We start from the raw sequence: 11,684 nt of genomic DNA, 5'->3' as shown, positions 1-11,684 counted from the left end.
GTAGCCGCCCATTCGAGGGCGAGCCTTCAAACCAGTATCGTAACGAGGAGAGATAATATGTTGTACACCTTCGCGGAGTTCCAGATTCAGGGCTATGTCGGTCGCAGAACCGAGCTTGGGGGCGGCAAGGTCCTGAAGGTTAGCATCGCCGCAACCGACAGCTGGAAGGACAAGGACAGCGGCGAGTTGCGCGAGCGCACGGATTGGAACACCGTCACGCTTTTTGAGCGCAGCACCATGGGTTTTGCCTGGCTGAAAGAGAACCTGAAGCCCGGCGATCTGGTCCATGTCCGGGGACGGATCGGCGAGAGCAATTACGCGAAGGACGGGCAGACCGTCTATGAGACCTCCCTGACCGCCGACCGCTTTGCCGTGGTTCCGGTCGGGAAGGATGGGTAGCCGCGTGCGGTTGTTGGCAACGAGTTCAAGATGGGCGATGCTGTAATAGGCATCCTTTCCAAGCCATGCGGGGCACCAATTGATCGAGAGGGCAATGCCCTCCCAATCGATGCGATGGGTTGGGCGTCACCATGGACGCGAACAAGGGAGGCGGGCCGCACGAGGCGGCGGGTCACAGGGCCAGCACGGCCCCGAAGGGGGTGGTGCGGGCAAGCCCTTGACCAGACGGCGCGGTCCGTCAAACCACGCGGACATTCCATAGGACGCCAACCTGAACGGGAGACGCCCTGTCAGGAACGCGCCAAGGGGCAGATCAGGCGGTGCTACGAAAACGCGCTGACTCCACAGAACAGATCGATGGGGGCACCGTACGCTATTCAGCCGGAACAGGCACTTCCACTGGCGCAGGGGGCGGTGTGGCAAGGCTGCGGGCAATATCGCGAAGTGCCTCGATCATCTGCTGATCGGAGCGCTCCAAGGTGACGGCAATACGGTCGGCGGCCTCGATCTGGGTCTGACGCAACGTGGTGATCTCGGCCTGCATATCCGTGATGACCGTTTCCATGGACGCCGAGTCCTGCGGCACACGCCAAAGCTCGGTGTAGAGGATTTGTGCCAGGGGCATGGTGAGCGCGATCACGACGGCAATTGCGCCAAGGCGAATGGCGCGGGCGGCGGATCGGTCATTGTCAGATGCCGCGTTTTCGAACTTCACTAGGAACTCGGCCGCGTGCGCCTGCAAACCCGTGGCAATCTCCGCACCGTTGGCGGCAACATCAAGCATCTGCTCAAAACGCTGTTCGATCCGCTCAAGGCGGTCATTGGTCTCATGGATGGGGTTTGGCGGAACGCGTAAATGCACGTCCGGTATCCGGGGCGGCTCGATCCCGATTGAGGGTGAAGGCATCCGCAAAGCGTCGATAGATCGGTGCTGCTCGGTAAGCTGCTTGGCGAGCTTGCCCATGCTGCTGTCCGGCCCGAACTGTCCTGTCAGCGCTTGGATACGCTCCTGAAGCTCATGGGTCGGCCCAAGCGCCTTCTTCATCGCATCCATCTGCGCGCTTGCACGGCGCATCTCTTCCATGGCTGCGCCACCATTGATCGCCTTCATGGCATCTTGGATCGCACGAGACGGCATCACGGCTTTCATCGCCTCAGCGGCGCGCGCGGCCTCTTTCAAGCTGTGTATCTCTACAGGGCTTGGCGGCCTGACCGTTTCGCCATCAGACAAGCATTCGAGCTTGGAAAGATCGATGCCATTTTTCGGGGGCTCTCCCTGTTCGTCGTCACTCATCTGGAGCACTCACCGGAGACGGCGGGTCAGCCGGTCGATCTGATCCGGCGAACCTTGTGCGATGTAGCCCTCGAGCGTCTTCTTGATCCGGACGCCCGGCCCAGCCGCCTTGCGGATACTCTCCTCAACGGCGTGCTCCGCCGCTTTCGTCAGCTCGCGCTCGATCTGGCTGGCCGACGTGACCTTGCGGCCATTGATCTTCATCTCGAATTTCATCGGTCAGTGTTCCTTAGCCATTCGGCGGGAAGGGGTCCGCCCCATAGGTGTTGCGTTCGCGAATGCGGCCATTCTCGCCGTGGATCAGCATTTCGCTGCCCTGGCGCATGGCCGTTTCACGCGCGGCCACGATGGCCTCGCGCTGTGTGCCGTGGACGGACGACGCACGCTCGTTGCCCGCCCCCTTCACTGCCCAACCGCTCTGATGCGGCACAACATGCTGATTTTTCTTAGGCATTCTATCCTCATAGGTCGATTTCGGTTGACGTTTTGCCAACTCTGTGTTTATATACATCATAAGAATTTGCGTTTATCAACCAACAAGCCAAGGGAGAGATAGCATGTTCGCAGAGCGGCTGAAGCTGGCAAGGAAGAGGGCGGGGCTGTCGTTACAGGCCCTGTCCGAACGCGTCTCTCCGCCGGTCTCCGCCCAAGCGATCAGCAAGTACGAAGGCGGCAAGATGATGCCCTCGTCGTCGGTCCTCCTCGGTCTCGGCAAGGCACTCGGTGTGTCGCTCGACTTCCTGATGAGCGGCCAAGTCGCGGAACTGTCGGGCGTGGAGTTTCGGAAGCATTCCGGAACCTCGGCCAAGGATCGCGCCCATGCCGAAGCGCTGGTGATTGAGAAGCTGGAAGACTACTTGGCCATTGAGGACATTCTGGATCTCGAAGAGCCCGTCGATCCGTTCGTGGAGGTTCGGTGCGATGCCGTGGGCTCGCCCGAAGAAATCGAACGCAAGGCGCGGGAGTTGCGCCGCAAGTGGGAGATCGGAAACGACCCGATTCCCAGCATCACCGATCTTCTTGAAAAGAAGGGGGTCAAGGTGATTGAGGCGGACCTTCCGGAGCGCTTCGACGGTCTGGCCTGTGCCGTAAAACGCACCAGCGACAAACCGGACACCGAAGTCGTGGTCATCTCAAGCCGGACCAATATCGAGCGCAAGCGGTTCAACCTTGCGCACGAGCTGGCGCATCGTGTGATCAAGGATGTGGCCAATCCGGTCGACATGAAGCTCGAAAAGGCGATGCACCGCTTTGCAGGAGCCTTCCTCGCTCCCGCCGATCATCTGCGCAAGGAAGTGGGCGAAGACAGGCACGGGATCACCTATCATGAGCTGATCCGGCTAAAGCGGTTCTACGGGATGTCGGCGGCGGCGATGCTGATCCGGCTGCGCGATGTCGGGCTGCTGCCGGAAGCGACCGTTGACTATGCGTTTCGGACCTATGCGCGCGCCTGGCGCACCGATGAGCCTTCGCCGATTGAGGACGGGCAAGGTCTTGGGGCGTTTGAAAAGCCGCTCCGCTTCGAGCGGCTGGTCTATCTGGCGCTAGCGGAAGAGATGATTTCGCCGGTACGCGCGGCGCAGCTTCTCAAGGTTCCCCTCGCCAAGATCGAGGAAGAAATGCGGGGGCCGCGTGACCAGTGACCCGGAACGAAGCCCCCATCGTCGTCGTCAATGACGCTTCCTGCCTGATCGACCTTCGCAAGGCGCGGCTTTTGCATCTGCTGGTGCGACTGCCCTATCACCTAGTCATCCCCCTGCCCGTTCGGGACTCCGAGTTGATCCGCTTCACGGCGCAGGAATGGGCTGTGCTCGATGCCGGTATCGCGATCTTCGATCTGCCGCCCGAACGGGTTGCCGAAGCCTTCATGGTCAAGGCCACCTTCCCGAAGCTCTCGGCCAATGACTGCTTCTGCCTTGTGACGACACGCTGCCATGATGGCGCAATCCTCCTGACCGGCGACGGGCTCTTGCGCGGCGTGGCGGTGGATGACGGCCGCCGTGTACATGGCGTGCTGTGGGTGGTTGATGAACTCAAGCGGCTAGCGCTGTGCGGCGACGACATCCTGACGACGGCGCTCGAACTCTGGCGCGACGATCCGAACGTGCGGCTGCCTGCGCCGGAGCTGGCACGGCGGTTGCGTCTATTGAGGCGCGGGTAGCGTCTCCTGCTTGTTCTTCTCGGTCGCGGCGGTCTGCTGCCCTGCCCTTCCCTCCTGCCGCAACCTCTCCGCGAACGGCAAGGCGTGAAGCTTCGGCCGATAGGCCGCCCGTGAGGGTGCGTTCCGGATCGGCTGCGACGGTCCTGTCAGCCGAAGGGCTATGTGCCCGCCACTGACAAAAGGAACCGCGCCGATGGATACGCTGCTCAACTATGACGATCTCGCCTGCCGCACTGACGCGGCGCTCTATGAGCTGCACGACGCCGTATTCTTCCACCTTGTGCACAGCGCGCCTGGCTCGGTCGCGCGCAGCACCGCGATTGCCAATCTCGACCTCATCAAGGGCGTGCTGTTTCAAGGGCGAAGCCGTCGACTACATCGGCTGCGGGCTGCTTGGGCTCAAGCCTCGCAAAACGGAGCCAGATAATCACGGATGGCGGCGCGAAACGAACGATCACCTAGCTTCGCCGTCTGCGCTGCTTTCCAGCAACACGATCCTCTCCCTGAGACGGGTAGCAAGCGGGTCCACGCCGCGCTCGCCGTCGGCTATTCTCCGCAGTTCCTCTAGCACAGGATGCATCGAGCCAATCCGTTGGCTGGCCGCAGTCAGATGAACCATCGCTTCGTCAATATCGTGTGGACCGGTATCGTAGCCCCGACCCGCGATGAGATGCCGGATGGCGCAGAGAGCAACGCCCACCGCAAAATCCGGCTCCTTGACGGCAAAATCCCGCGCCGCACGCGTGAGGGTCACGGGGGCGGCCTCACTGTCCTGCGCGCAATCCAGCGCGATGTCCAGGTATCCAGCAGTCTTGGCCGCGGCGAACCATTTCCCCTTGCGACCGTGTAACGTGATCAGATCCTCGAGAATGCGGCGCGGGTCGATATCCGGGTAGCGCTTCACCAGATCCCGCCACATCGCGAGCCAGGTGTTACCCATCGCAGTCGGCAGGCCGAAGCGCCGATAGGCTTCGTCAGGCTGCCCGCGCCGGATCAACAGCGCCTCGCAGAAACGGGCGGTTTCCTGGCGACCCCAGCTCTGGCGGTCATCCTCCAGCAGTGACGCAGCCCGGGCCAGAGCCTCACCCTCACGCCCTTGCCGCAGCAGTGCCTCGGCCGCGAATTTCTCGTCGAACCAGAGGCGGGTCTTCTTGACGTCCAGCAGGGCAAGCAACTCGTCATACCGCCCGGCTTCGAGAAGGCAGGAGAGGGTGAGCGTTGCGGTGGGAACGTGAATGAAAGACGTGTGATCCGCCCATGCAGCGGAAACCATCGCCAGATCCCGGTCGGCATGCGCGTTGATCAGCGCGGGATAGACGGCAATCTCGCCGAAACGGTCTGCCAATGGCGCGACGTAGTCCACGCCATCCTCGGCAATGGCCGTACGGATGCGCTCCAGCCATCGTACCCGCACGCTTTCATCCGCCGGAGCGGCGATCAGCACCGGCACGAGATCCTCCAGTGTTCGTCGCACCGCGGTGCCAAGCGCGCCGGAGGAGGTGTCGATATGTTCAAAAGCTGGCCAGATCCGCTCGGTAAGGACAATCACACCCTCGGCGGCCGTCACCGGATCGCTGCGTTTCAAGGCCTTGATCTCGGAGCTGGCCGCCTTCAGGCGCTCGATGGCCTTCGCGGTTCCGCGCCAGTTGAAGGCCCCGGCGCGCATGCCAGCCCGGAACGCCCATGAATGTGAAGGTTTGCGCGCCAACCTGATCTCCCCGGTCACACGCGGAGACTGCCACAGGCCTTGTGCGGGATAAAGGCGTTGGGCCTGAGCAGTTTGCACGCCTTGACGCCACACCGTGTCTGGCGTTGATGACCGGCAAGAGGAAGGAGCCGAACATGGGCGCAAACGGTGATATCCGCGAGAAACTCGTCAAGCTGGAAGCGCTGTTCGCGCGCGGCGCGACGGCGGGTGAGCGCGCGGCAGCGGGCGCCGCGCGGGATCGTCTGCAGGCGAAACTGGCGTCATCCCCGGCCCGCGCGCCGGAGACCGAGTTGCAATACACTTTCCCCGACATCTGGTCGGTGCGGATTTTCGTGGCGCTGTGCCGCAAACACGGGGTCAAGCCCTACCGCTATCCACGCCAGCGCCGCACCACGGTCATGGTCCGGGTGCGGCAAGCCGAGTTCGAGCGCCTGGTTGCCGAAGAGTTCCGGACGCTGCACCGGGAACTCACCAGCTATTTCAACGAGACGGTCGAGCATCTGATCGCCGATGCCATGAACTCCGACGGCGATGACGAGACGCTGGAGCAGCGCCAGCTACCGGGGTGACCCGGGATCTGGCGCGCGGCGCGGGACACATGGTGCCGCTGCCCCTCACGCTTCGGGCGCATGCTGCGCGAGAATTGACGCCGTTTTCAGCACGGCGGCCTCGACGGCCTGTCGTCCCTCGCCATTGCTGCCAAACGCCGTGAGATCGACCCGGATTGGCTCGGGCGGGGCAGAGGCAGCCGCACGGCGTAACGGTGCACGCAGGATCGGTGCAGCGGGCGCCGGCTCGACCATGCGTTTCCGGGCCTTCTTACTCGGAACGCCGGCAACCACGCCCAATTCGCGCGACAGACGTTCGACGGTTTCCTCGGTCTCCTTCAGGCGCGCCTCGTAGCGCAGTTTCTCGGCATCAGGATAGGGATGGCTCCCCGACTGCCCGGCATGCAGTGCTTTCAGATCGGGATCCTCATAATATTTGATCCGTCGTGCTCGAATAGGCATCTGGGCATCGACGACGAGGATCACCTCGTCCAGATCCAACCGCCGCGCCTCATCCTCATTGAGGAGCGGTGTTTCCTCGGTGCGCTCGGTCACGCTCCGCCCCTCGAAAGGGTTGCGCCCCACCGATCGGGACCGGGTGACCACCCGCTTGGTCGTCTTGCCGACGGCCTGGCTGAGTTCTTCGATGGTCTTCTGGTCGGATGGGGTCAGATAGAGTTTCACCCCTGCCCCGCCTTGTAGGGAGCGACGCGTGTTCTCGCCATAGATCTCGTCCAATGCCGGAATGGTCTGGGTGACGATCGCCAGGTTGCCGCCATAGGATCGCAGCGTCTTGATGCTCTCGGCGACGATCGGCATCTTTCCCAACCGGTCAAACTCATCGAGCATGATCATCACCGGCCAAGGCTCATCTTTCCCGGGTTCCGCGGCTTGCAGCGAAGCAATCAGATCAGAGAAGAACAGCCGGATCAGGGGCGCCAGTGGCCCGACCATCTCGGATTCCACCACCAGATAGATCGCATGCGGTTGGCGGCGGATGTCCCGGAAAGAAAAATCCGAGGTCGCTGTGGCGGCGTCAATCGCCCGGTTGTCCCAGGTATCAAGACCGGAGGTCATCAGGAGTGAGAGGTAAGAGGTCAACGTGTCGTTGTTGGTCGAGGCCATGCGCTCGAAGATCAGCTTGGCCGAAGGGTTCTTCACCTCCTCCGCCCGCTTCAGGAATTCCAGCTGCTTGTTCCCTCCCGAGGCTGTGATGCGGTAAATCTCGCCGATGGTTGGGTTGCCGCGCTCGAAGGCCAAAAGGCCGGCCGCAACGAAGAGATCGATCCCGCCGGCGAGCAGACCACTGAGCTTTTCGTTATCGGTCTGCAGGAAGAGCTTGGCGGTCAGCTTCAGCTCCATCTGCTGGCGGTCGGGGTTCTTCAGTGCCGCGATCCGGGCCAGCGGGTTGTAGCGATGCGTCGGTCGCTCCCAATCCGTGGGCGCGAAGCGGAACACCTTGTCGCCGGTGGAGGCCCTGAACCGCGATGTCTCACGGAAGTTCTCGCCCTTGACGTCGAGAACCACGGCCGAGCCGCGATAGGTCAGGAGGTTCGGGATTACGAAGCCGACACCCTTACCCCTGCCTGTCGGGGCCACGACCAGCGCATGCGGGAACGTCCGCGAGACAATAAATGGCCTCTTCGATTTCGGGGAGCCCATCTTGCCGAGCAAGAACCCGGCACCTGGCCCGGCGAAGAAGCCGTTGCGCGTCATCTCGGCCCGACTTTGCCAATGCGTGGTGCCGAAGCGGGTCAGCGCATCGCCGAGCATGGTCGCGGTAAGGAGGAGGGCCGCGAGGCCCGTCCCGAGGATGATGCCGTTCACCCAGAGGAAATCCTGCGGAGCCGAGGTTCTCAGCCCCAACCAGTTCCGCGCCAACAGAGTGAGATCGAAGCTGCGCGTCGAGTATCCGAATTGGACGGCAAAATAGATCGTCGCCAGCACATAGCCGATGGCGAGCCCGAGTAGCGTCAGAACTGCGGCGCCAAGAAGCATGCGTCCCTTATCCATGGGTGATCCCCTTCTCGCCATGGGAGAGGGAATGCCTCATATCCTCGCCGTGGCGCTCTTCCACGATCCGCTCGAGCACGCGGTCCATAGCCGGATCATTGGCATGAACATTCCTGGCCTCGAGATAGGCCCGTGCCAGCTGCAGTTGTTCGAGCGCATTGGGGGTTATCCGGTCCAGCACCTTCGCATCGCCGCGGTGCAGATCATCGATTTCGGTTGGGGTCAGGCGATCATTGACCTGCTCGACGAAGCGGTGTCGCGCCGCATCCGAGGCCAGATCGACCTTGCCATCGACCGCCTGTCGCAAGGCGGAGGCAAGCTGGGGCGCTGTCGCATCCAGATTGCGGCGTTCCGCATAGGCCTGGCGGGTGTCGTCCTCAACCTTGGCGATCCTCTCGATGATACGGTCGCGGGACGCGCCTGCGGCATGGAGCTCGTTGATTTCCCGGCCGACGGCATCGCGGATCTGCTCTTGTGGGGTCTCGGCCCGCAATCTCGCCATTTCGCGAACTTCTTCGGTGATCGGGCCGAGGCGGATCGACGGATCACGCTGCGCGAGATCCATATCGCCGGCATGGAGAGTGCGATGTGCGACCCGCACGCCGGTCGCCGGGGGCTGTATGACATCGGTGGCCTTCTCCCAGGCCATGGTCGCAATTTCAGCATGCTGGGGCGAGCGTTCGGCAAAGCGGTCAAAGGCCTCTTTCGCCTCGGCCACCTGCTTTTCGCCATCGCGCCGGACACGCGGATCATCGGAATAGGGATAACTGAAGTCCGTCCGCTGGAACTGTTTGACCAGCGCCCGGAACTCCTCCCGTTCCGCCGGGCTGAAAATATCTGGCTCACTGCGCAGGGTTTCGTTATCAGCCGAAACCTTGTGACCGGAGGCCTCCGACAGCCGTGCCCCCTCTTCCCTTTCCGGCCCTTCCCTCTCCACATCCCCCACGACCCGCAGGACACGGGCCTCGGTCAGCACATCCCCCAGCTTGCCATGAACGGTCTCGAGCCTGTCCATCGCCTGACCGCGTTGCGCAGCGTCGCGCAGATCAAGCTGCTCTTCCTTCGCGATGGCCCGCAGATCCTGCGCCAGCCATTGCTGCTCCAGTGCGGCATTGCCTGCCCCCTCGCGCATCCGGGCCAGAACGGCATCGCTATCGATCCCGGTTCCCCGCACGGCCTCGGTAACGCGGGCTTTGACACCTGGATCCTCGAGCTGATCTCGGTGGGCCTCGACCAGGTTCGGCGCAGCATAGATCCCATCTCGGGACGCCGGCTCATGCAATGTGTCGGAGCGGTCCCCCAGGGGCTGCAGATGCGAGACCTCACGCAACACATCAGTCAGTTTACGCTCGATCACCGGGCGCTCGGTCGCAGGGGCGCGTTCGATCAGCCCTTCGATCTGGCGAATGTTCTGCGAGAACCGATCGATCAGTTGGTCAAAATCATGAACTTCATCACTCATATACAACACTCCGTCTGACTGGATACGATCACCCCGGGCAAGCACATCCCCGGCCCGGGACAGGGCTTCCGCAACATCGTGGAAGTTCGAACGCGAGGCCTCGGCAGCGAGGCCCCGATAGATCGCGGCATTGCGCGCCACCTCGGCGATAGCCTGATCAAGGTCAGCGCCGGTGCGATGTCGCTCGACCGGTGACCTGCCCTCTTCCATGGCTTTGCGGATCTCGACGTCGCTGGCAGCGCGGGTGAGCACACCCCGATCCAGCCTACGCGTGGCTTCAAGCCGCAGCCCATGACGTTCGGCCGCCTCAACCATGGCTTCGCGGAATGCGTCGTAGTTGAAATGATGATCCTTCCCGAGAAAGAACATCTCCCCGTCCTTGCTACGGCGGTTCAGCACGATATGGGCATGGGGATGGGCGCGGTCTTCGTGGATCGCAGCGATATAGTCGAACTGCGCCCCGTCACCCTCGAAGAAGCGCTCGCAGATCTCGCGGGTAATCTCCTGCGCCTCGGAGGAACGTGTGCCGATAGGGAAGGCCATCAGGAGATGTGCGGTATGGCCCAGCTTCGGCGCATGCCGCTCGTTCCACTGGTTCTCGAAGCGCCGCGCCACCCGCTCGATCTCGCCAGGCGAGAGCAGCTTTTTGCCGTCATGCGTGCCGCGCGAGTCGAGGATGAAGCTCGACTTGGTGGTCAGGTAGGACAGTTGGGCGCGCAGCTGCGCCCCGGTGTGGCAGCCGCCTTGCCGGATCGCCTTGAAGATTGCCGGCGAATGGCCGCGCGCCGCGCGCACCATCTGTGCCCGCTTGCCCAAGCCCCCGGAGGCCGAGCCAGAAACCTTGCTCCAGCCCCGGTCAAAAAGCGCCGGATTGACCGCCCTCACGGCATCAGCCCGCGCCATCGCGTGCCTCCCGGATCAGGGGCGCGAGCGCCTTGTCCACCTCCAGCTTGAGGGACGCCCGCCGGTTGCGGCTCATCTCCTGGACCTGATCCGCGATGGTGAAGACCAGGCCGGCCAGAGCCCGGATCTCGGCCTTCTCCGACCCGGTCAGGACCGCCTGCTCGCCACGGACACGCCCCTCGTTCAGGCGGCGGGCGATCTGGTTGATGTTGTTGCCGACCCGGTTCATCGCCGCGCCAAGACCGCGCAGTTCCTCCGTCATGTGCACATCGGGCGCGAGCAGGTCGCTGGCGGCCAGTATCATGCAGCGCAGAGCATCAGAACGATGCCCGATGCCACGTGCCGAGAGCGCCGCATCAAACCGGCGCAGCTCGGCCGCGCTGAGCCTCAATCCGACCACCTGAGGCCGACTGCCGTTCGAGGCGCGCCGTCCGTGAGCATGGTTCACAGCGTTGTAGACCGCCTTCAGGCTGACCCCGAACTGTTGTGCCAGATCGGCCGCGGGCACGCCTTCAGACCGCTCTTTGGCGATCCTCAGACGCTCCTCTTCGGTCAGTCGGCGGGCCGGGGACATTTTGAAGTTAACGCTCCTATTTCTTGCCAAGATCGTACAAGCCCGCCGACTCCCAGCACAAGCGGAGTCGGACCTACGGGCTTGTACTCATTATAAAAAACCGTCCCAAAGGGGCGGTTTTCTGTTGTCTGCGGAATGCATCACGCGCCTTGCGATTTGCATCCCGCTCCATGCGAAACGCGTCCAGTTATCTGCGCTCTGGAGGATGGTTACTGGCACCTGCATCACGCTCTTTGCGTCCTGCATTCTGCGGAGTGGAAAGTGCCGGAAGGGGAATGAGATCTGCATCTCGTTGCCTGCGCCACGCCCTTTGGGAGCTGCTCAATGCTTGCCGCTTCCTGCGATCTGCGCCTTGCGTCCCGCTTGACGCATCCCGGTCAGCGCCCTACAACAATAAGGTTCTTATGTTTACGTATAACTATTATTGCAGGTATGCCATGCCTAACGACTCCTTGCGCGTCATCGCCGCCATGGCCCGCAAAGGCGGATCGGGAAAAACCACGCTGAGCCGCGCCCTGATCAGCGCCGCTATCGCCGCCGGTCGGCGGGTCACCCTCATGGACACCGACGGGACCGATGCACTCGGTGCCTGGTATGAACGGGCCGAGGGTGCCGGGTACAG

13 protein-coding genes are annotated in these 11,684 nt (G+C 62.8%); 6 read left to right on the top strand and 7 right to left on the bottom strand.

All coding sequences use genetic code 11. The features are described 5' to 3' along the window. Positions 1–57: 57 nt before the first annotated feature. Complete coding sequence (locus tag AC4FS3_RS28035) at positions 58–399, top strand: single-stranded DNA-binding protein (protein WP_491023267.1); 342 nt, start codon at positions 58–60, stop codon at positions 397–399. 373 nt (positions 400–772) lie between these two features. Here AC4FS3_RS28035 and AC4FS3_RS28030 read toward each other — a convergent pair whose 3' ends face one another. From AC4FS3_RS28030 to AC4FS3_RS28020, 3 genes are read right to left on the bottom strand one after another with little or no spacing between them, the layout of a single operon-like run. Then, positions 773–1,693 (bottom strand): hypothetical protein, encoded by a 921-nt coding sequence (locus AC4FS3_RS28030; protein ID WP_491023266.1) that lies wholly within the window; start codon positions 1,691–1,693, stop codon positions 773–775. A gap of 9 nt (positions 1,694–1,702) precedes the next feature. Beyond that, the gene (locus tag AC4FS3_RS28025; protein WP_491023265.1) at positions 1,703–1,909 is read right to left on the bottom strand and encodes a hypothetical protein; all 207 of its coding nucleotides are present in this window, start codon (positions 1,907–1,909) and stop codon (positions 1,703–1,705) included. Between the two features lie 13 nt (positions 1,910–1,922). After that, on the bottom strand, positions 1,923–2,147 hold the full coding sequence (locus tag AC4FS3_RS28020) for a DUF2188 domain-containing protein (RefSeq protein WP_491023264.1): 225 nt from the start codon (positions 2,145–2,147) through the stop codon (positions 1,923–1,925). Positions 2,148–2,250: 103 nt separating this feature from the next. Here AC4FS3_RS28020 and AC4FS3_RS28015 point away from each other — a divergent pair, with 103 nt between their 5' ends. From AC4FS3_RS28015 to AC4FS3_RS28005, 3 genes are all read left to right on the top strand, one after another. Continuing rightward, positions 2,251–3,336 (top strand): helix-turn-helix domain-containing protein, encoded by a 1,086-nt coding sequence (locus AC4FS3_RS28015; RefSeq protein WP_491023263.1) that lies wholly within the window; start codon positions 2,251–2,253, stop codon positions 3,334–3,336. After that, positions 3,333–3,854, top strand: coding sequence for a PIN domain-containing protein (locus tag AC4FS3_RS28010; RefSeq protein ID WP_491023262.1), 522 nt, complete (start codon positions 3,333–3,335; stop codon positions 3,852–3,854). The genes AC4FS3_RS28015 and AC4FS3_RS28010 overlap by 4 nt, the downstream gene beginning before the upstream one ends. Positions 3,855–4,047: 193 nt before the next feature. Next, entirely contained in the window at positions 4,048–4,281 is a 234-nt protein-coding gene (locus AC4FS3_RS28005) for a hypothetical protein (RefSeq protein WP_491023261.1), read from the top strand. A gap of 27 nt (positions 4,282–4,308) precedes the next feature. On the opposite strand, the gene AC4FS3_RS28000 is transcribed toward AC4FS3_RS28005, so the two are convergent. Then, a complete protein-coding gene (locus AC4FS3_RS28000; protein WP_491023260.1) occupies positions 4,309–5,562 on the bottom strand; it encodes a hypothetical protein in 1,254 nt (417 codons plus the stop codon). A 134-nt stretch (positions 5,563–5,696) separates the two neighbouring features. On the opposite strand from AC4FS3_RS28000, the gene AC4FS3_RS27995 reads away from it, so the two are divergent. Continuing rightward, positions 5,697–6,131 carry a hypothetical protein gene (locus tag AC4FS3_RS27995; protein WP_491023259.1) on the top strand — a complete coding sequence of 145 codons (435 nt, stop codon included), beginning with the start codon at positions 5,697–5,699 and terminating at the stop codon, positions 6,129–6,131. 45 nt (positions 6,132–6,176) lie between these two features. On the opposite strand, the gene AC4FS3_RS27990 is transcribed toward AC4FS3_RS27995, so the two are convergent. Genes AC4FS3_RS27990 through mobC form a run of 3 tightly spaced genes read right to left on the bottom strand, consistent with a single transcriptional unit; the run spans position 6,177 to position 11,062 of the window. Then, positions 6,177–8,123 (bottom strand): type IV secretory system conjugative DNA transfer family protein, encoded by a 1,947-nt coding sequence (locus tag AC4FS3_RS27990; protein WP_491023258.1) that lies wholly within the window; start codon positions 8,121–8,123, stop codon positions 6,177–6,179. After that, positions 8,116–10,488 (bottom strand): relaxase/mobilization nuclease domain-containing protein, encoded by a 2,373-nt coding sequence (locus AC4FS3_RS27985; RefSeq protein WP_491023257.1) that lies wholly within the window; start codon positions 10,486–10,488, stop codon positions 8,116–8,118. Before AC4FS3_RS27985 ends, AC4FS3_RS27990 begins: the two co-directional genes overlap by 8 nt. Next, positions 10,475–11,062: a plasmid mobilization relaxosome protein MobC gene (mobC, locus tag AC4FS3_RS27980; RefSeq protein WP_020952609.1), complete on the bottom strand. Its 588-nt coding sequence runs from the start codon at positions 11,060–11,062 to the stop codon at positions 10,475–10,477. Before mobC ends, AC4FS3_RS27985 begins: the two co-directional genes overlap by 14 nt. Before the next feature lie 437 nt (positions 11,063–11,499). On the opposite strand from mobC, the gene AC4FS3_RS27975 reads away from it, so the two are divergent. Beyond that, a partial coding sequence (locus tag AC4FS3_RS27975; protein ID WP_491023256.1) for a nucleotide-binding protein occupies positions 11,500–11,684 on the top strand: 185 nt, incomplete at its 3' end.

It is taken from the genome of Pseudogemmobacter sp. TB195 (genome assembly GCF_058313095.1).
Note: the sequence above shows the minus strand (reverse complement) of the source record. Positions and strands in the feature narration are given on the sequence as shown.